21 protein-coding genes are annotated in these 19,165 nt (G+C 34.2%); 17 read left to right on the forward strand and 4 right to left on the reverse strand.

The annotated features are described in order from the left end of the window. Both SPD90_RS06290 and SPD90_RS06295 read left to right on the forward strand, forming a co-directional pair. Positions 1-1,236, forward strand: a 1,236-nt coding sequence (locus tag SPD90_RS06290; protein ID WP_320924666.1) for a CapA family protein, incomplete at its 5' end; no start/stop codon positions are given. A gap of 26 nt (positions 1,237-1,262) precedes the next feature. Further along, complete coding sequence (locus tag SPD90_RS06295; protein ID WP_320924667.1) at positions 1,263-2,873, forward strand: gamma-glutamyltransferase family protein; 1,611 nt, start codon at positions 1,263-1,265, stop codon at positions 2,871-2,873. A gap of 299 nt (positions 2,874-3,172) precedes the next feature. Here the strand turns inward: SPD90_RS06295 and SPD90_RS06300 are convergent, their stop codons facing one another. Beyond that, positions 3,173-4,096 carry a LysR family transcriptional regulator gene (locus SPD90_RS06300; protein ID WP_320924668.1) on the reverse strand — a complete coding sequence of 308 codons (924 nt, stop codon included), beginning with the start codon at positions 4,094-4,096 and terminating at the stop codon, positions 3,173-3,175. Positions 4,097-4,374: 278 nt separating this feature from the next. Between SPD90_RS06300 and SPD90_RS06305 the strand changes: the two genes are divergently transcribed. Next, complete coding sequence (locus SPD90_RS06305; RefSeq protein ID WP_320624861.1) at positions 4,375-5,313, forward strand: 4Fe-4S binding protein; 939 nt, start codon at positions 4,375-4,377, stop codon at positions 5,311-5,313. Positions 5,314-5,420: 107 nt separating this feature from the next. On the opposite strand, the gene SPD90_RS06310 is transcribed toward SPD90_RS06305, so the two are convergent. Next, entirely contained in the window at positions 5,421-6,224 is an 804-nt protein-coding gene (locus SPD90_RS06310) for a nitroreductase family protein (protein WP_320924669.1), read from the reverse strand. Between the two features lie 162 nt (positions 6,225-6,386). On the opposite strand from SPD90_RS06310, the gene SPD90_RS06315 reads away from it, so the two are divergent. From SPD90_RS06315 to SPD90_RS06325, 3 genes are all read left to right on the forward strand, one after another. Continuing rightward, positions 6,387-6,842 carry a DUF1648 domain-containing protein gene (locus SPD90_RS06315; RefSeq protein WP_320924670.1) on the forward strand — a complete coding sequence of 152 codons (456 nt, stop codon included), beginning with the start codon at positions 6,387-6,389 and terminating at the stop codon, positions 6,840-6,842. Between the two features lie 17 nt (positions 6,843-6,859). Beyond that, complete coding sequence (locus tag SPD90_RS06320) at positions 6,860-7,498, forward strand: HAD family hydrolase (protein WP_320924671.1); 639 nt, start codon at positions 6,860-6,862, stop codon at positions 7,496-7,498. 98 nt (positions 7,499-7,596) lie between these two features. Continuing rightward, positions 7,597-8,208: a cytidylate kinase-like family protein gene (locus SPD90_RS06325; protein ID WP_320924672.1), complete on the forward strand. Its 612-nt coding sequence runs from the start codon at positions 7,597-7,599 to the stop codon at positions 8,206-8,208. 49 nt (positions 8,209-8,257) lie between these two features. Here the strand turns inward: SPD90_RS06325 and SPD90_RS06330 are convergent, their stop codons facing one another. Beyond that, complete coding sequence (locus SPD90_RS06330) at positions 8,258-9,073, reverse strand: carbon-nitrogen hydrolase family protein (RefSeq protein ID WP_320924673.1); 816 nt, start codon at positions 9,071-9,073, stop codon at positions 8,258-8,260. A gap of 189 nt (positions 9,074-9,262) precedes the next feature. On the opposite strand from SPD90_RS06330, the gene pxpB reads away from it, so the two are divergent. The 9 genes from pxpB (at position 9,263) to SPD90_RS06375 (ending at position 16,790) form a co-directional block, all read left to right on the forward strand. Beyond that, positions 9,263-9,982, forward strand: coding sequence for a 5-oxoprolinase subunit PxpB (pxpB, locus tag SPD90_RS06335; RefSeq protein ID WP_290687225.1), 720 nt, complete (start codon positions 9,263-9,265; stop codon positions 9,980-9,982). A 2-nt stretch (positions 9,983-9,984) separates the two neighbouring features. Further along, on the forward strand, positions 9,985-11,016 hold the full coding sequence (locus SPD90_RS06340) for a biotin-dependent carboxyltransferase family protein (RefSeq protein ID WP_320924674.1): 1,032 nt from the start codon (positions 9,985-9,987) through the stop codon (positions 11,014-11,016). Between the two features lie 22 nt (positions 11,017-11,038). Next, positions 11,039-11,455 (forward strand): acetyl-CoA carboxylase biotin carboxyl carrier protein, encoded by a 417-nt coding sequence (locus SPD90_RS06345; RefSeq protein ID WP_290687222.1) that lies wholly within the window; start codon positions 11,039-11,041, stop codon positions 11,453-11,455. A gap of 11 nt (positions 11,456-11,466) precedes the next feature. Then, the gene (locus SPD90_RS06350) at positions 11,467-12,807 is read left to right on the forward strand and encodes an acetyl-CoA carboxylase biotin carboxylase subunit (RefSeq protein WP_320924675.1); all 1,341 of its coding nucleotides are present in this window, start codon (positions 11,467-11,469) and stop codon (positions 12,805-12,807) included. Positions 12,808-12,822: 15 nt separating this feature from the next. After that, complete coding sequence (locus SPD90_RS06355) at positions 12,823-13,608, forward strand: putative hydro-lyase (RefSeq protein WP_320924676.1); 786 nt, start codon at positions 12,823-12,825, stop codon at positions 13,606-13,608. A gap of 11 nt (positions 13,609-13,619) precedes the next feature. Next, positions 13,620-14,387, forward strand: a complete 768-nt coding sequence (locus SPD90_RS06360; RefSeq protein ID WP_320924677.1) for a LamB/YcsF family protein — start codon at positions 13,620-13,622, stop codon at positions 14,385-14,387. 56 nt (positions 14,388-14,443) lie between these two features. Then, positions 14,444-15,673, forward strand: coding sequence for an Nramp family divalent metal transporter (locus tag SPD90_RS06365; protein ID WP_320924678.1), 1,230 nt, complete (start codon positions 14,444-14,446; stop codon positions 15,671-15,673). A gap of 64 nt (positions 15,674-15,737) precedes the next feature. After that, entirely contained in the window at positions 15,738-16,175 is a 438-nt protein-coding gene (locus tag SPD90_RS06370; protein ID WP_320924679.1) for a hypothetical protein, read from the forward strand. A 27-nt stretch (positions 16,176-16,202) separates the two neighbouring features. Further along, positions 16,203-16,790 carry a hypothetical protein gene (locus tag SPD90_RS06375; RefSeq protein WP_320924680.1) on the forward strand — a complete coding sequence of 196 codons (588 nt, stop codon included), beginning with the start codon at positions 16,203-16,205 and terminating at the stop codon, positions 16,788-16,790. Positions 16,791-16,911: 121 nt separating this feature from the next. Here the strand turns inward: SPD90_RS06375 and SPD90_RS06380 are convergent, their stop codons facing one another. After that, a complete protein-coding gene (locus SPD90_RS06380; RefSeq protein WP_320924681.1) occupies positions 16,912-17,106 on the reverse strand; it encodes a hypothetical protein in 195 nt (64 codons plus the stop codon). A 623-nt stretch (positions 17,107-17,729) separates the two neighbouring features. On the opposite strand from SPD90_RS06380, the gene SPD90_RS06385 reads away from it, so the two are divergent. Together SPD90_RS06385 and SPD90_RS06390 are read left to right on the forward strand one after the other, a co-directional pair. Then, positions 17,730-18,155 carry an N-acetyltransferase gene (locus SPD90_RS06385; protein WP_320924682.1) on the forward strand — a complete coding sequence of 142 codons (426 nt, stop codon included), beginning with the start codon at positions 17,730-17,732 and terminating at the stop codon, positions 18,153-18,155. Between the two features lie 167 nt (positions 18,156-18,322). Then, on the forward strand, positions 18,323-19,099 hold the full coding sequence (locus tag SPD90_RS06390) for a class I SAM-dependent methyltransferase (RefSeq protein ID WP_320924683.1): 777 nt from the start codon (positions 18,323-18,325) through the stop codon (positions 19,097-19,099). The last annotated feature ends 66 nt before the right edge of the window (positions 19,100-19,165 follow it).

A 19,165-nucleotide genomic window follows, 5' to 3' on the forward strand; every position in this document is an offset into this window, starting at 1 on the left:
GAAAAAATACAAGCTTTCATAAAAAGACAGCCTAAAACATCAGGTAAATCTGTAATTGCTATTATACTTATACTATCTCTAATAGTATTCGGAGCAGGCATAATGGGAGATGCAATTGGCAAAGACAACGCCACAAAAACTAAAAGCGCTTACGATGGTGATAGCTTAGTCAAGGGTACTGTTGTTGGAGACATGATGCTTGGAAGATCAATTATGAACAAGGGTTCAAAGAACGATTACAGCGGTATGTTTTCAGGAGTGTCTAGTTTATGGCAGGACTCTGACTATGTATCAGGAAACCTAGAATGTGTACTTCTAGATAATCCATCAGATTACGAAAAAAACGACAAGGAAATACACATAAATGCCGAGACAAAAACAGCCGATGTCCTAAAGGAAAGTGGATTTACGCTTATAAATTTAGCAAACAACCACTTAGCCGACTTCTGTGCTGATGGGGTAGTAAATACTATAGACAAATTAGAAAAAACAGGTTTAGATTACGTAGGTGCTGGCAAAAATATAACAGAGGCTGGCAAGTACAATATCCAAGAAGTAAATGGAATAAAAATCGCTACAGTATCAGTCAGCGACATAATTCCTAAAAACTTCTCAGCTACAGCAGGTAAGGCAGGTATTTTATCTACCAACACAATGAGATATTACCAAGCAGTCAGAGAGGCAGCAGAGGAAGCAGACTTAGTCATAGCAAATATCCACTGGGGTGTCGAATATGGATTTGATCAAACTGAAAGACAAGAGCAATTGGGAAGAAACTTAATAAACTTTGGTGCTGATATAGTAATCGGTTCTCATCCACACGTGTTACAGCCTATAGAAAAGTACAATGATGGTATTATTTTCTATAGTATGGGGAACTTCGTGTTCGACCAAGGATGGAGTAGAACAAAAGACAGCATAGTATTAAATTATTATTTAGATGAAGAAGGAAATTGCAGCTTTGAAATTGTTCCAGTTAGAATTAAAGATGGATATCCAACTGTTACAACTAATTCTTACTTCAAAAAGAGAACATATAACACTCTAACTAAAAACTTGAGTGAAGGCGATTATGAAGTCGGGTCAGATACTTTACTTCTAAAAAATGCCGTAAAAGTCGATTTAAAAAGTAAGGACGATGCATCACAAAATACTTCAAACGATGCGACAAATACTATAGATAACACAGTAGATGGACAAGCTCAAGGCTACACAGAAAATGGCATCAATTATTAGGAATAATTTTATTGGAGAATGATGTTATGCAAAAAAATAGGAAAAAAAATAATAAGAAAAATGGAAATTTTGGACTAGTATTGGGCATAATAATAGTAGCATTGATTGTAGGTGCTATTTGTTATTTTAAATTTTTCAAGGGAAATAACAACGCAGATACTAATGCCACTGTAGATAGTAGCCATTCATATGTAGTCAGCACATCTAATCAAGCTGCTACAGAAATAGGCGAAAAGGTTCTAGCAGAAGGCGGTAATGCAGTAGACGCAGCCATTGCAGTTTCATATGCCTTAGGAGTTGCTCAGCCTTACGCATCAGGTATAGGCGGTGGAGGAGGTATGCTTATATACGATCCTTCAGGTGACGAGTATAAATTTTACGATTACAAGGACTGTGCACCTTTCTCAAATGAAGAGAGACAAAGTGATGAAGGTGTACCAGGCTTTGTAGCAGGTATGGAAAAGATTTCTGAGGACTATGGGACAACAGATTTATCTACTTTAATAGGATATTCTGTAGATTTAGCTAGAAATGGAGTAGAAGTCAACGAAGATACTGTCAAAGCCATGGATTCATTTTCAAGCCTGCTATCACAGGATGAGGACTACTTAAAGGATGGAAGCCTTCTAAAAGAAGGAGACACACTAGTTCAAAGCGAGCTAGCAGACACACTTGAAAATATCCAAAAAAATGGCGCAAAGGCATTTTACAGCGGTGAAATCGCAGAAAACATAGCAAAAGCAGGTTCTATGGATGCATCTGACTTGTCAAAATACGAGGTAAAAATAAACGAACCAGTTTCTGGAGAATTTAATGGCTATAAAGTGGTTTCAGCTCCACCACCATTTTCAGGGACTCCACTTATACAAATGCTTGAAATCATCGAAAAACAAAACAAATCTAAGGATATAAACGACGTAAATAATTACTTAGAGGTTTTAGATACAGCGACTACTTTATCAAATTACGATAGAGGCAAAAAAATGTCTGACTTGGATTTCAATCCAGTAGACTACAACGAATTGACTACAGACGAATATATAACTAATTTACTAAAAGAAAAAGGTGTCACATATAGTGAAGACGACGAGAGCGAAAGTACTACACACTTTGTAATAGTAGACAAGGATGGAATGGTGGTTTCATGCACAAACACACTTGGTCATTTCTACGGCTCTCAAAAGAAAGTAAATGGTTTTTATCTAAACAGTAGTTTAAAGAGCTTTGGAACAAAGGGAATCAACAAGTACGAGCCAGGCAAAAGACCTAGAACTTACACTTGCCCTACTATAATCCAAAAAGGCGATGACTATATAATGGGTATAGGGACTCCAGGAGGAGTTAGAATCCTAAAAATGCTAGCACCTATTTTAGTAGACAACTTATACTTTGGAAAAGATCTACAAGAATCAATAAACAAATCAAGGGTAATATTCTATGAACCTGGTGTATTGATGCTTGAAGACGGCAGAGATGAGGACTACATTATAGATGTCAGTGAAAGTGGATATCCTTATGTAGATGTCAAAGATCAGCTTTACTTCGGAGCTGTCCAAGCAGGTGGAATTTCCGATGGACATTATTTCGGAGCATCTGACAATAGAAGACTTGGAAAATTATCTATAAGCGATAAATAAAATTAAAACCGATACATGTAAATTTAAGTATGTATCGGTTTTTTTATCAAAAAATTGCAATTTAGACGATATAAAAAATATTAGCAATCACAAAAATACAGCAATTGCAACACTTTAAAAGCATTAAAAAAATAAATAAAAATCACTTGAGATTCCACTAACTGGAAGTTGTATAATATAAATAATTAAAAAAGCCCTTAATGAGGAATGCGTTTAGTGGCATAAACGATATTTCCTTAAAATAAATTTACAATATTAAATCTCCAAATCTCCTACGACAGAAATTTGGAGATATTTTTTTACTCTAAAATCAATTTAGATGACAATTCGCTGAGATTAAAGTTAGGAGACTTGTATTTCTTTAATATGTCCTTCAATAAAACAATAGAATCAGTTATATTCTTGTCCTTGTGGTAAACCAGGCTAAAATAGCGATTCCACTCATTTGTAGTGTTGAAAATCACATTCATCTTGTGATCAACTATATCCTTTTCCATTACACGCATCGGCATCAAAGCGAGACAGCCATTGTTGATTACAGCATGTCTAATCGTGTCGGGAGAGCTCGATTCCCAGACGATTTTTACCTTTAAGTTGTGTAATTTTAAAAATTCATCTAGCAATTCTCTAGTACCGCTGCCTTTTTCTCTAACTACGAACTTTTGATTTTCTAAATCGCTTAAGTGGATCTCCTTTTTAGTTGATAGAGGGTGGTCTATACTACAGACTAAAACCAAGTAATCGTCTATCATTGGTATACTTATTAGGTCGTGTGATTTAATTTTTCCTTCTACTATAGCGACATCTAGATTCGATTCGAGTAATTTTTTCTCTATTACGCTGGTATTATTTACATATGCAAATGTGTCTAAATTCGGGTTGTAATTCTCTAGATCGTTTAAAACATTAGATAACAAAATAGCGCCGACTGTAAGGGAAGCCCCGATTCTAAGAGTCTCTCTCTTGTAGTTTTCCTTCATAGATTTCTCTAGATTGTCGTACTGAGATACTAAGTTTTTTGCTTGAAAAAGTAAATATTTACCAGCTTCAGTGATATAGAGCTTCTTAGAAAGTCGCTCAAATAATTTTACACCGTAGTGTTCTTCTAATTCTCTGATAGCCTGACTGACTGTAGGCTGAGAAATATAAAGTTTCTTAGCTGCGAGACTCATCTTTTTATTTTCTGCCACAGCTATAAAAATTCTCAAATGTCTTATAGTCACAAAAACCCCTCCTGTTAGAAATTTCCAAAGAATATTTTAGTATAAATTGAATAATTAGCTTAGTTTTGGATAAAATACTATTAAATCCTCTAATTTACGATAAACGTTATCAATAGGTTTTACCTATAATAATGATAAGATAATATCACTTTTCAAATACATATTCAAGTGGTAAAATAGTTCTTGTAAGTGGTTAACCATAATTTAGTAATTAATCCAATAAAGTCTATAATAAATACGATTAATATAGATACAAATTTTGCAAGGGGGAATATAAAATGTCAGCATTAACAGTAAGTCCAGAAGATGTAAAAAGAGTCAAAGCACTAGGTTTTTTAAATAACAAAGGAACTGATAATTTTTCAGGAAGAGTATTAACAGTAAATGGTAAAATAACAGCAGAACAACATAAATGCATAGCAGAAGCAGCAGAATTATTTGGAAATGGAAACATAACTTTTACAACTCGTCTATCAGTAGAAGTTCAAGGTATACCATATGAAAAAATAGACGACTTCAGAAATTATGTTGCTAAAGCAGGTTTACAAACAGGTGGAACAGGAGCTAAGGTTCGTCCAGTAGTATCATGTAAAGGGACTACTTGTCAATACGGTCTATTAGATTCTTTTGCAATATCTGAAGAAATCCACAAGAGATTTTTCGAAGGATACAAAGATGTAGCTCTACCTCATAAATATAAAATAGCAGTTGGTGGATGTCCAAATAACTGTCTAAAACCAGACTTAAATGATGTAGGTATAATAGGACAATTAGTGCCAGCTCATGACCTTGAAAAATGTAAAGGATGTAAAAAATGTAAAATAGAACAAGCATGTCCAATGCACGCATGCAAAGTTGTAGACAAGAAAATAACTAGAGATGAAAGCATCTGCAACCACTGCGGCCGTTGTGTAGGAAAATGCCCATTCGATGTAGTTGATGGAAAAGTTAGAGGATTCAAAATCTACGTTGGTGGTAGATGGGGTAAAAAAATATCTATAGGTAAACCTCTAAATAAAGTATTTACAGACTTAGAAGAAGCTTTAAATGTTATAGAAAAGACTATCCTATTATTCAAAGATCAAGGAATAAAAGGTGAACGTTTTGAAGAAACTATAAATCGTATAGGATTTGAAAATGTTGAAAAACAATTATTATCTGATGATTTATTAAATAGAAAAGAAGAAATAATAAATAAAGAATTATTGACTAAATAGTATTTGAAATATAAAACCTCTAAATGTAAATATAATAATTGGTTACATCTAGAGGTTTTATAATATATTTAAGCTTCGATACAGTAATTGCTACGTATTACTTTGTTTTAAAAATATTTATCAGGTATCCATGAAATTACATATTCGTAATCAGTTTTTATACCAGGATTTACTATTTTAAATCTACCTTTAACTCTTTGTTCTTCCAAAACGCTATCGAAGTGACAAAGGGCGATACCCATGTCCATTTTGTTCATATCCTTTGTTTGAGTTGTGAAGAAGTGAATTCCTTCATCGTTGTACACAACTCTCCAAGGTTGGCAATTTCTAGAAGATGGTGCAAGTCTTACTGCTTCTAGAGCATCGCCGTAGATTCCTGCTTGTTTTTTAGCCATAGGAGTATAAAAATCATTTCGGCTAAATAATTTACTAAAAGGTTCTCTCTTGTTATGATTGCTTCCAATTAAAAATCCTATAGGGCTTCTTCTCAAACCAGGATAACCAATAGGAGAAACAGCAGGCAAAATATATCCTTTTTTAAGATTAACAGCTTTTGCAAATTTACTCTTATTAAAAGTTCCTCCAAGCCAGACTGTACCAAGGTTTAGAGATGTACAGTATAGGATTACTTTCTCAAATGTATAGCCTAAAGCCTCAAGTGCAAAAGGTTTATCCTCGCAAGAAGCTACTAAAAAGTAGTTAGGATTTTTGATCACACCGTAAGTGCCAAGTTTTTCCTTATGATAATTATTTGGTTTTAAAATTTGGATACAAACTTTTTTGTTAAATGGGTTTGTAACATCATCAATGTAATTTTGAATTTTGTCTAAAACAGATGTTTCTATAGGTTCGTTGCTATAGGTTCTGATTGATTGCCTAGATTTTATAAGTTGAAAAATTGATTGATTCATCGTGTGTCCTCCCCTTTAAGTTCTATAATTAAATTATAGCATGAAAAAACAATTATTGAATAGAATGTCGTATGATAAAATATCTAAATAGATTCGTTGCGTAACACAAATTAAAAATATAAAATATAGTATAAGGTAAATTTTATTGGGGAGGGAAAAATCATGTACAATATTTATCAAAAAGTATTAGAAGCTATCACAGCTATATTAGTTTTGTGCCAAATCGTATATGTATCTGTTAGGTATTCAAAAATAGGGGATAAAATACCTACACATTTTGATTTTGCAGGAAACCCAGACGGCTGGGGAAGTAAATCGACAATTTTCGTACTTTTAGGAGCCACTATATTTTTATATGTACTGCTGACTGTTTGCATGTTTTTTCCAAAAATGTGGAACATCCCTGTAAAAGTCACAGATGAAAACAGAACGAGAATTTTCAGCTATGTCATAAACATGATTTTACTAACTAAACTACTGATAGTAGGGTGTTTTTTCTATATGACAGTCTGCTCAATGGAGGGAATTCCTCTAGGAATTTGGTTCACAGTTTTCATGCTCGTGAGCGTTTTAGGAGTGACTTTTTATTATATAGCAAAAATGGTAATAAATAGATAAAAATAAGGAGATTAAATATGAAAAATTACGACGCTTATATTTTTGATTTTGACTATACGCTAGCAGATGCGACAAATCCAATTGTCGAGAGCTTCAACCATGCATTCGACAAATTAAATCTAAAAAGAGCTTCATACGACGATATCGTAAACACTATAGGAATTCCTCTAGGAGAAGCCTACACACTTTTGACAGGGGACAAAAGCGAGGAAAGCATAAGTTTATTTAAAAAATACCAAAAAGAAAGATCTGATCAAATCACAGTCAAGGAGACCGTATTTATCGGAGAAGCAAAAAAAGTTCTACAAACTCTAAAATCAAACGACAAAAAAATCGGAATAGTTTCATCAAGATGGGGTCAAAGAATCAACGACATATTAGTAAACCTAGATGCAAGAAATCTTGTAGACATAATAATAGGCACAGAACATGTCGAAAAATACAAACCAAATCCAGAAGGCCTATTTAAAATTATGGATATGATGGACGCAAAAAACGCATTATACATAGGAGACAGCTACATCGACGCCGAAACTGCGCAAAATGCCAAAGTAGACTTCGTAGGCGTTACAACAGGAACTACATCTAGAGAAAAATTGGAGAACTATCCAAATGTGGCTGTACTAGATGATATAGCTGGCCTTTTAGAGATATAACCATATAGTGGGGTGAATGTATGTAAAAATTTTCTTATATAAAAATATCAATTCTGCTATAATTATAGTATAGATAGTTATAGAAAGGGGTAATAGCTATGAATAAAAATTTAATCATAACAATAAGTAGAGAGTACGGTAGCGGTGGAGGAGAAATAGGCAGAAAATTAGCCAAAGCTCTAAACATACCTTGCTACGATAAAGAGTTACTTACAATAGCAGCAAAAGAAAGTGGTTATTGCCAAGAATTTTTTGAAAAATACGATGAAAAGCCTATAAAATCATTGAGTTATTTTTCATACGACCAAACAAGCTCTTCACTACCTTTAGGGCATCAATTATTCTTGAAACAATTTAACATAATTCAAGATTTGGCCTCAAAGGAATCTTGCATATTTGTAGGTAGAGCAGCTAATTATGCATTGAGGGACAAATTTGATTCTATCGACATATTTATACATGCCGATTTCGAGACTAGAAGACAAAGAGCTATAGAAGAACACGGCATAGAAGAAAAGAAAAGTGCCAAGACAGTCAAGAAAATAGACAAAGAAAGAACATCCTTCTACAATTTCTACACAAGTATGAAATGGGGAGATGCTAGAGATTTCGACCTTTGTATAAATACTAGCAAGATAAGTATAGACGAAGCTGTGGAAATAATTTTAGAAGCAGTGAAAAGACACTATAAACAAGAAGCTGACAAATAAATAATACAAAAGCCTTCTCTGATAAATTACCAGAGGAGGCTGTTTTTAATTAAAAGTACATTTCAGGTCTATGTAAAGTTATATAAGGTCTATTCTTTCTGCTTTCTTTGCATTTATTTAAATCTATATCGACAGTTATCAGCTGTTCCTTGTCGTCTGACTTAAATACAAGGTTTCCATCGCAGTCGATCACAAGGGATTCTCCAGCAAAGTCCATATTTCCCTCTTTGCCGACACGATTACACATAGCTATAAACACGTTATTGTGGTAAGCCTGAACTCTAAGCTCCCATTCGAACATCTCAAGTGGCTCGTCCTTTGTATTAGCAGTAGGTATTATAACCAGCTCTGCACCCTTTAAGGCACAAGTTCTAACACTTTCAGGTAAGTGTCTGTCAAAGCATATAACTATTCCGACCTTACCAAAAGGCGTATCAAAAACCATAAATCCATCTTCAGAAGGAGTATAATAGTATTTTTCATAAAAATTCTTGGCATTTAGAATATGAACCATCTTAGAAAGTCCATCTAGCTCGCCCTTAGAATTTATCATAAGCGACATATCGTATCTCTTTCCATCCTGTTCAATATATAGATTAGGAGATAGATACATACCACAATCTTTGCAAAGCTCCTTCATCTTACAAATCCTCTTATCATCCAAAGTTAGACAAAAATCGTCTATTTCCTTACCTAGGCAGTTTTTCAAATCCTTTTCTTCATACTGTGGGAAGAAAGGAGTCCATTGAATCTCAGGGAAAAACAATAAATCACTGCCCTTAGCCTTCTTCATAAAATCCAATGTCTTTTGATAATTACTATTCATATCCAGATTCATTGAAACCTGAGCCATCGCCAATTTCATATCATATAGCCTCCTTTTTATTATAAACTAGCTTTAACAACATTATACATCATTTCACAACAAAAATTACAAAACACAAATGCAAGAATTAAACCAAAACTTGCATATTAATGAAAAATTGGCTATAATCTTCTTTATAGGATAAAAAATATATGAAAAATAAATTATATAAATTAGGGGGGTGAATTCTTGAAATATTTGATTGCAGGGGATTCAGCACTAATAATTGAATTTGGAAACGATATAAGTACTGAAACAAACAACAAAATAAGGGTTTTCAACGATTTAATAAAATCGGCTAAAATACAAGGGATCACAGAGACAGTTCCTACTTTTAGATCTCTTTTAATTTACTACGACCCTTCAAAGATATATTTTGACGAATTAAAGTCGAAAATTGAAAAGCTAAGTAAAAATTTAGATTCTAAATCAGAGACCAAAAAAAGAATAATAGAAATACCAGTCTGCTACGGTGGCTCTTTTGGAGAGGATTTAGAATTTGTAGCAGAGCACGCAAAATTGACTACAAGAGAAGTAATACAAATACATACATCTAGGGAATATTTAATTTACATGCTAGGATTTTTACCGGGGTTTGCCTATCTAGGGGGGCTTGACAGCAGACTATTCACTCCTAGACTTAAAAATCCGAGAACTAGAATCGACGCTGGCTCTGTAGGCATAGGTGGTGAACAAACTGGAATATACCCACTAGCATCTCCAGGTGGATGGAGACTTATTGGAACTACTCCAGTGAAGCCATATGATGCAAATAGAGAGGAGCCAATTTTATATAAAGCAGGCGACTACATAAAATTTGTAGAAATAAGTCAATCTGATTTTTACGAGATAAAAAATCTAGTAGATAAAAATTTATACCATTGTAACGTAATAGAGAGGGGGCTTTAAAATTGGGAATAATAATTCGAAAAAGTGGATTATATACGACTATTCAGGATTATGGTAGAGTAGGATACCAAGAATTCGGCTTCTCTGTATGTGGTGCAATGGACAAAAGATCTCTCAAAATCGCAAATATACTAGTCGGCAACCCAGTCGACGAGGCAGTAATAGAGATGACCTTAGTAGGTCCTACTATAGAATTTACAGAGACTAATATTATAGCTATAACTGGCGGCAACCTAAGACCAAAGCTAAACGGTCAAAAGGTTCACACATACCAAGCTCTACTTATAAAGGCTGGAGATGTGCTGTCATTTGAATATGCAAAAAGCGGCTGCAGAGCGTACATAGCATTTGCAGGAGGGCTTAAAGTCCCAAAAGTCATGGGAAGTAAGTCGACATATGTAAGATGTGGAATAGGAGGATACAAGGGTAGAAATCTACAAGCAGGCGACTACATTAAGTTTGAATCGCCAAAGGACTATCTTCCGTATTTTTTATCTAGAAAAATAAACTACATGCACAAAAACGAGTCAGAGGTAACATTGAGAGTCATAAGAGGACCTCAGGATACAGCATTTACGGAAAATGGCTTAAAAACGTTTTTCTCTAGCCCATATAAGGTTACTAATGAAAATGACAGAATGGGCTGTAGACTAGACGGTCCAGTCATAGAGCACAAATCCTCTGCAGATATAATCTCAGACGGTATAGCTCTAGGCTCAATACAGGTGCCTTCACACGGTAAGCCTATAATCATGATGACAGATAGACAGACGACAGGTGGCTACACAAAAATTGCAACCGTAATAAGCGTAGATATACCAAAGCTTGCACAGAGAAAGGCTGGAGATACTATCTATTTTAAGGAAATTTCTTTAAAAGAAGCACAAGATCTCTACAAAGAAGAAAAATTACTTTATAAAGCAATTACAAAAAACATACACAAGCCATGTATGGAGGTCTTAGAGCCTAGAAGTGCATCTAGAAGAATTGAAATTCTTTTAGAAAAAGACAACAATCCATTTCAACAAAAATAATAGGGTAAATTAGGAGGATAACATGGAATACGAAAAAATTTTAGAATTAATAAAAATAATGGAGGATTCATCTTTAACTACTTTTTCTTACAAAGAAGGAGATAGTGAGATTTTACTAAAAAAAGAAGTAACAGCTGTAAAACAAGTAGAAGCAGCACCTGCAAAGGTTAAGGAAGCTACAGAGCCTGCAGGAGATGGAGTTGAATACATAAAGGCTGAGCTTATAGGAACATTCTATGAAGCTCCATCACCACAAGCAAAAGCATTCGTATCAGTAGGCGACAAAATAACAAAAGGTCAAGTCGTAGGAATAATAGAAGCTATGAAAATGATGAATGAAGTAGTCAGCGAATACGAGGGAACAGTAGAAGCTATCCTAGTTGAAAATGAACAAATGATAGAATACGGTCAACCTTTATTCAAAATAAAAACAGTATAGGAGAGTTTAAAATGTTTAACAAAATATTAATAGCAAATAGGGGTGAAATTGCTATAAGAATCATCAGAACATGTAAATCTCTAGGCATCAAGACAGTAGCAGTTTACTCTGAAATAGATAAAAATGCTCTCCATACTAAGCTAGCCGACGAGAGCATATGCATAGGACCTGCTAAATCAAAGGACAGCTATTTGAACATGAACCGCATCATAACAGCAGCTCAGCTTACAAATGCAGACGCTATACATCCAGGATTTGGATTTTTATCAGAAAACAGCAAGTTCGTGGATTTATGCAAGGAAAACAACATAACATTTATAGGACCAAGCAGTGAAGTAATAGATTTGATGGGAAATAAATCAAACGCCAAAAACACAATGATAAAGGCAGGAGTCCCAGTAGTACCTGGAACAGAAGATCCAGTGTACGACGCAGAGGTAGGTAAGAAATTAGCCGATGAAATGGGATATCCAGTAATAGTAAAGGCATCCTCAGGTGGCGGCGGTAAAGGAATGAGAATAATAGAAAATTCGACTGAATTTATCGAGGGCTTCAACGTAGCACAAGGAGAATCTGTAAACGCCTTTGCAGACAATACAATGTACATAGAAAAATACATCAGAAACCCAAGACACATAGAGGTACAAATTTTAGCAGACAAATACGGAAACGTAGTCCACCTAGGAGAAAGAGACTGCTCAATCCAAAGACTACACCAAAAGATGATAGAGGAATCTCCTTCACCAGCTATAGGTGACGAGCTAAGAAAAGTGCTAGGTGAAACAGCAGTAAAAGCAGCAAAGGCCGCTCACTACGAAAACGCAGGCACAGTAGAATTTCTACTAGATGAAAACGGCGACTACTACTTCATAGAAATGAACACTAGAATACAAGTAGAACACCCTGTCACAGAAATGGTAACAGGAATAGATTTAATAAAACAACAAATTTTAATCGCAGCAGGGCAAAAATTAGTCTACACACAAGACGACATCCAAATAAAAGGACATGCCATCGAATGTAGAATAAACGCCGAAAATACACTTAAAAACTTCATGCCAGCACCTGGTAAAATAAACGCAGTACATTTTCCAGGAGGCTTCGATGTAAGAGTCGACACAGCACTTTACGCTGGATACGTGCTTCCAGCTACTTACGATTCTATGATAGCCAAGGTAATCGTACATGGAAGCAACAGAAAAGAAGCGATTGAAAAAATGAAGGTAGCTCTAGATGAGCTTGTAATAAGTGGAGTTGAGACAAACGCCAACTTCCAATATTCAATAATGAATAACCCAACATATGTAAACGGTGAAGCCACAACAGGATTTATAAAGGATTTGTTATCTTAAAAGGGGGAATTATAAATGGATTTAGTAAACGCATCACCAAGTGAAGTTAGAAAACTTATAAGAGAAGGAAAAATAGTAAAACCAACATCTGGAATGTGTGCAGGATACGCACAAGCCAACTTAGTAGTACTTCCAAAGGATTTAGCCTACGATTTCTTATTATTCGCTCAAAGAAATCCAAAGCCATGTCCAATACTAGAAGTCAGCGATGTAGGAAGCAGAACACTAAAGAAAATAGCAAAGGACTGCGATATAGCTAAGGACATCCCAAAATACAGAATCTACAAAAAAGGCGAGCTTGTAGGAGAATATACAGACGTATCAGAATTCTGGCAAGACGACTTTGTAAGCTTCTTAATAGGATGTAGCTTCTCATTCGAATCAGAAATGATAGAAGCAGGCATAGAAATCAGACATATAACAGAAGACTGCAACGTTCCAATGTATATGACAAATATAGAATGTGAAAGCGCAGGAATCTTCAACGGTAAAATGGTCGTAAGTATGAGACCAATCAAGCCAGACCAAGTAGTCAAGGCAGTTACAGTAACAGAAACTATGCCTAAGGTCCACGGAACACCAATCCACATAGGCGACCCTTCAGTAATAGGCATCAAGGACATAAACAAACCAGAATTCGGTGACGCCGTAACAATCAACGAAGGCGAAGTTCCAGTATTCTGGCCATGTGGAGTAACACCACAATCTGTAATAATGAACGTTAAGCCTGACATAGTTATAACTCACTCACCAGGTCACATGCTTATTACAGACGTTAAAAACGTAGAATTAAAATACTAAGAGGTGAAAATATGCTTAAGGTAGATTTAAACTGTGATTTAGGGGAAAGCTTCGGCAGATATAAGCTGGGCTTGGACGAAGAAATAATTCAACTTATTTCCTCAGCAAACGTAGCATGTGGATTTCACGCATCAGATCCAGTAGTCATGCAAAAAACTATAAAAATGGCTAAAAAAAGCGACATTCAAGTAGGAGCTCACCCAGGATTTTTAGACCTTATGGGATTTGGTAGAAGAAATATGGACATATCTACTGAAGAAGCAAAGGCCTACGTAAAATACCAGCTAGGAGCCCTATACGCCTTCTGCAAAAGCGAAGGGATGGAAATCCAACACGTAAAACCACATGGAGCCCTTTACAACATGGCAGGCAAAAATTACGACCTAGCAAAGGCTATATGTGAAGCTATATACGAATTTGACAAAAACATAATACTTCTAGGACTTTCAGGCAGCCAATTGATAAAAGCAGGTGAAGACACTGGCCTTAGAGTTGCTAGAGAAGTATTTGCAGATAGAGCATACGAGGACGACGGTTCACTAAGAGCTAGAAGCAAGGAAGGTGCCGTCATAACAGACGAAAATATCGCCATAGACAGAGTCATTAAAATGGTCAAAGAAAACAAAGTGACATCTTACTCTGGCAAGGAAATAGAAATATACGCAGATTCAATATGTGTCCACGGGGATGGAGTTAAAGCATTAGAATTTGTCAAAAAAATTAGAGAGAGACTGATATCAGAGGGTATCGAAATACTACCTCTTAAAGAGATAGTTTAAGATAAAATTATAAAATATAAAACTTAAAAGGGGTTTTAAAAAGGAGGAATCATATTATGTTAGAAAAGCTTAAAAACATAGGTCCAGGGGCCCTTATAGCAGCTGGATTTATAGGACCTGGTACTGTAACTACATGTACACTTTCAGGTGCAAACAGCGGATATACACTATTATGGGCTATGCTATTCTCAACAATAGCTACAATTATATTCCAAGAAATGGCCGCTAGATTAGGTATCGTTACTCAAAAAGGTTTAGGGGAAAATATCAGAGAAAAAATTGTAAATCCTGCATTAAAAGCTATAGCTGTATTAATAGTATTAGTTGCAATATTTGTAGGTAACATAGCTTATGAAACAGGTAACTTAGTAGGTGGATCAATGGGATTATCTACAATAGTTCCATCTGTACCAACACAAATTTGGGCTCCAGCATTAGGTGTAATCGCATTTATTTTATTATGGTCTGGAAGCTACAAAAGAATAGAAAAATTCTTAATTGGATTAGTTATTGTAATGAGTGTTACTTTCTTTACAACTGCTATAGTTTCTAAACCAGATATGGGTGCTGTAGTTAAAGGTTTATTCACACCAAGTATAGGTCAAAATGACTTTTTAACAGTAGTTGGACTTATAGGAACAACAGTAGTTCCATACAACCTATTCCTACATGCATCATCAGTATCTGAACGTTGGAAAAACGTTGAAGATATAAAAAATGCAAGAATAGATACTATATTATCTATCGGTCTTGGTGGTCTTATATCAATGGCTATCATAATATCTGCATCTGCAAGCTTCTATGGCACAGGTGCAACTATAGCAAGTGGTGCTGATATGGCAGCACAATTAGAGCCACTTCTAGGTGAATGGGCAAAATGGTTCTTCGGTATAGGATTATTCGCAGCTGGATTTACTTCAGCAATAACAGCTCCACTATCAGCAGCATTTGCTACAACAGGAGCTCTAGGATTTGAAAAAGACATGAAATCAGCTAAATTCAGAGTTGTTTGGATGATAGTTTTAGCTGTTGGTATAATATTAAGTGCACTTGGAATGTCTTCTCCAACACAATTAATATTAGTTGCACAAGCAGCAAATGCAGTTATATTACCAATAATAGCGACATTCCTAATATTTGTATTAAACCACGACGATTTAGGAAAATACAAAAACAAATTATGGAACAACATACTTGGAATAATTATACTATGCGTAACATTAGTTTTAGCTTATAGATCTTTATTATCATTTGTTACTACATTAAAAGGAATTTTAGGAATGTAATTTATTTATATATTAAAAAAAGGGCTGTAGCTGAGATATTTATTCTCGCTACAGTCTTTTTTTGTTGTTTGAAAATAAAATTATCGCAAAACAATATCAATTAAAAATCACAGATATACAAATAGATGACTTTGATGATATGGAAATGGAAGATTTCGATTTTGATCATTTTGGTATGGATGAGGATATTGATATAGAAGAATTTGATTTTTGTATGGAAGAGGGAGCGATTATAGGTATCGACTTTAAAATAAATGGAAAACTTACGTCTATAGAAGTAGAATTTGCATATGATTGGTTTAACGATGAATTTATATATAAAATAAATGAAAAATTAAAGGAATTAAACCAAGATAAATACTTATGGTTTAGTAACTGTGCAGAAGAGTGTAATATAATTTACGCAAGCCAAGAAAACATCAATAAGATAAATGGTGAAATGAAGACAAATAAAAAATTTGCTTGTTATACTCCTTTTGTTACAAAAGGAGAAAGAATTTAAATTAAATTTAAATGGAGGGGTGTTAAAATGATAAACATAGAAGCTGTACTTTACGAAAAAATAAAAAAAATCATTACAAGCTGGTACGAAGATGAAATATACGCGATTTCCTTCTTCGTAAACTCAAATGAAGCATATTCATTTAGAGGTTTTTCAAACGTTTCAAATTTTTCAGTGAGCTACAACACAGAAGAAGACTGCGACTATGCAGATGACTTAGACGAAGACAGATGGAACTATGCCTGCTGGAGACAGGATGAAATTCCAATTGTAGACACATACGACGGCAACGAAGAAACAGAATTACTTTTCGATTGGTACAAAGAAAACGGCATAGACAACCTAGGATACGAAGAAGACGACTGCTACAATGACGACGGCGAATACACAGGCAAAGGTCCAGTAGGTCACTACGAACTCCTAACAATCGCCGCAAACGTCGCAAACAGACTTCAAAAAGAGGGCGTTATCTCAAACCATTTTAACAAACAAATTCCAATAATCGTCCACGGACTAGAATACGCATGGTACGACATAGAAGCCACAAAACGAGCAAACCCAAACGGTGAAGCTGATTTATTTTTAGAAGCAGCAGAAGGGCTTGAATTTATATAGAAAGTACTTTATATTCACTTGAAAAAAGTCAGATAGAAAAACGTCTATCTGACTTTAAATAAATATAGTAAAAAAATTTACTGACATAAAAATACTTGACATTCCCAGATAACAACCTTATTTAGCGAGTGCTATTTTTTATTATTTCTTGCACTCCTTCAACATCTACATCTGTAATATCAGATATTTCAGCTTCACTATAACCTTTTAAATGCATTTTTAAAATTATTTCTTTTTTTTCTTGCAATATTCCTTCTGATATTCCTTTTTCATAGCCCCTTTTTTCAACTTCTGGATCATATAATGTTTTTGTCATAATAGTCACCTCTTATTATCCGAATCACTTATTTCAAAAAATTTATCTGATGATGAAAATAAAGATTTTAAAATTTCATCTAAATTTACCTTTTCTTTAGCAAGTTTCAAAATGTCACTTCCTTTCTTATATTATAGATTATAATCAGAAGTAAGTACATTTAAAACTTGTAACTTTTTCCTATTTTAAATAAAAGTATATTTAATGAAAACAAGATGGTGGATAATTATGTGATACCCATATTTTTTATTTGCAATAGTTGTATACTATCTATATATAAACACTCTGCCTATTGTAAATATATTTAACAACTTTGTGATAAAGGTATGAAAATTTGAACAAATAATTCTATTATAATATTAATTTCATACTAAAAAGAGTATACTGTAAGAGTTCAATATATTTTATTTGATGAAAATTTTCAAATAAAGTGAAATTTGATAGTTTTATCAGTAGAGGATCACGTATATTCTTGAAAAAATACCAAAAATATAGCTAAATCAGTATCACAAAGAAGTTAAATACAATCACAATGGTCGAGAGAAGCATATATCACAAAGTTATTAAATATAATCACAATGCCTGACAAGCATATATGTAATAATTAGCAAGGAGTTAAAAATATGATAAAAACCCTAAAACAAAAAGACATAGATAAAATCATGGAAATCTGGCTTGAAAGCACAATAAAAGCCCACGATTTTATTCCAAAGAAATATTGGCAGGACAATTACAATGTAGTAAAAAACGAATACATCCCGATATCAAAAACATACATATACGAACAAGACGGCGAGATAAAGGGATTTATAAGCGTATTAAACGACGAATTCATAGGAGCATTATTTGTGGCAACAGACTGCCAAGAACAAGGTATTGGCTCAGCACTAATCGATTACGCGGCTAGACAATTTCCAAAATTAAACCTAGCAGTGTATAAGCAAAACAAAAAAGCTGTGGAGTTCTATCTAAAAAAAGGCTTTAAAATCGTACAAGAAAGCCCAAATGAAGACTCGGGCTTTCCAGAATATATAATGAGCAATCAATAAAAATAAAGGAAATTATATTCAAATCGCATAATATAATTTCCTAATTTTCCTATAAATTTTTACCACTCATAATTTCATCAAGCTCCAAGAAAAAATACACTTTAACGCATAAAATATGGTAATATATAACTAAAATTAAACGAAAAAATAATTTTAGGAGAATAAAAATGAACGAAAACATAGAAAAAATACGTGAATCATTCACATTACAAGCAAAAAACTTCGAGAGCTCTAGCATGAATTTTTCAAAAAAAGAATACCTAGACTATACAGTTAAATGCATGAACCTAAACCCAAATGACGAAGTACTAGAAGCAGCAGCAGGTACCTGCGCATGCGGTCGCTCAATTGCACCGTTTGTCAAATCCGTTACCTGCTACGATGCCACAAAGGCGATGCTAGACGTCGGCAGAAGAGAAGCTGCAAACTGCAACTTAAATAATATCAACTTCATCGAAGGTCTTGTAGAGGACATGCCTTTTAAAAAAGGTGAATTTGACATAGTTATTTCTAGACTTGCATTTCATCATTTTAGCAATATAGAAAGTGCATTTAAGGAAATGGCTAGAGTAGTCAAGGAAAATGGCAAATTAGTGATAATAGACATGGAGGCAGCATCAGAGGAGCTAAGAGAAATCGAGGACAATATAGAGACAATGAGAGATATGTCTCATGTCAAAAACATCAGCAAGGACGAGTTCTTAGCGCTATACAAAGGCTATGGATTTAACGTAACTATAGCAGAATCTACACCTATATTAGTATCTTTAAATGCGTGGTTTGAGCTTACAAAAACACCAGAGGATACGAGAAAAGAAATTACCGATATGATGATAGATGAAATAAATGGAAAATCTAAAACAGGATTTAAGCCTTCATTAAAGGATGGAGAAATTTATTTCTGGCAACGCTGGCTACTTGTAATCGGTGAAAAAACGAAATAATATTAAATTTTCCTCCAAATTATTGTGAAAATTTGTAAAAAAAACTATAATAAAAAGTAGAAAAGG

It is taken from the genome of Intestinibacter sp. (assembly GCF_034113885.1).
In the GTDB taxonomy this organism is placed as follows: domain Bacteria; phylum Bacillota; class Clostridia; order Peptostreptococcales; family Peptostreptococcaceae; genus Intestinibacter.

Bases quoted from the DNA above. Each gene is read 5' to 3' on its own strand.
- SPD90_RS06295 (WP_320924667.1), top strand. From the start codon at position 1,263: ATGCAAAAAAATAGGAAAAAAAATAATAAGAAAAATGGAAATTTTGGA.
- SPD90_RS06305 (WP_320624861.1), top strand. From the start codon at position 4,375: ATGTCAGCATTAACAGTAAGTCCAGAAGATGTAAAAAGAGTCAAAGCA.
- SPD90_RS06310 (WP_320924669.1), bottom strand. From the start codon at position 6,224: ATGAATCAATCAATTTTTCAACTTATAAAATCTAGGCAATCAATCAGA.
- SPD90_RS06315 (WP_320924670.1), top strand. From the start codon at position 6,387: ATGTACAATATTTATCAAAAAGTATTAGAAGCTATCACAGCTATATTA.
- SPD90_RS06320 (WP_320924671.1), top strand. From the start codon at position 6,860: ATGAAAAATTACGACGCTTATATTTTTGATTTTGACTATACGCTAGCA.
- SPD90_RS06325 (WP_320924672.1), top strand. From the start codon at position 7,597: ATGAATAAAAATTTAATCATAACAATAAGTAGAGAGTACGGTAGCGGT.
- SPD90_RS06330 (WP_320924673.1), bottom strand. From the start codon at position 9,073: ATGAAATTGGCGATGGCTCAGGTTTCAATGAATCTGGATATGAATAGT.
- SPD90_RS06345 (WP_290687222.1), top strand. From the start codon at position 11,039: ATGGAATACGAAAAAATTTTAGAATTAATAAAAATAATGGAGGATTCA.
- SPD90_RS06350 (WP_320924675.1), top strand. From the start codon at position 11,467: ATGTTTAACAAAATATTAATAGCAAATAGGGGTGAAATTGCTATAAGA.
- SPD90_RS06355 (WP_320924676.1), top strand. From the start codon at position 12,823: ATGGATTTAGTAAACGCATCACCAAGTGAAGTTAGAAAACTTATAAGA.
- SPD90_RS06360 (WP_320924677.1), top strand. From the start codon at position 13,620: ATGCTTAAGGTAGATTTAAACTGTGATTTAGGGGAAAGCTTCGGCAGA.
- SPD90_RS06365 (WP_320924678.1), top strand. From the start codon at position 14,444: ATGTTAGAAAAGCTTAAAAACATAGGTCCAGGGGCCCTTATAGCAGCT.
- SPD90_RS06375 (WP_320924680.1), top strand. From the start codon at position 16,203: ATGATAAACATAGAAGCTGTACTTTACGAAAAAATAAAAAAAATCATT.
- SPD90_RS06380 (WP_320924681.1), bottom strand. From the start codon at position 17,106: ATGACAAAAACATTATATGATCCAGAAGTTGAAAAAAGGGGCTATGAA.
- SPD90_RS06385 (WP_320924682.1), top strand. From the start codon at position 17,730: ATGATAAAAACCCTAAAACAAAAAGACATAGATAAAATCATGGAAATC.
- SPD90_RS06390 (WP_320924683.1), top strand. From the start codon at position 18,323: ATGAACGAAAACATAGAAAAAATACGTGAATCATTCACATTACAAGCA.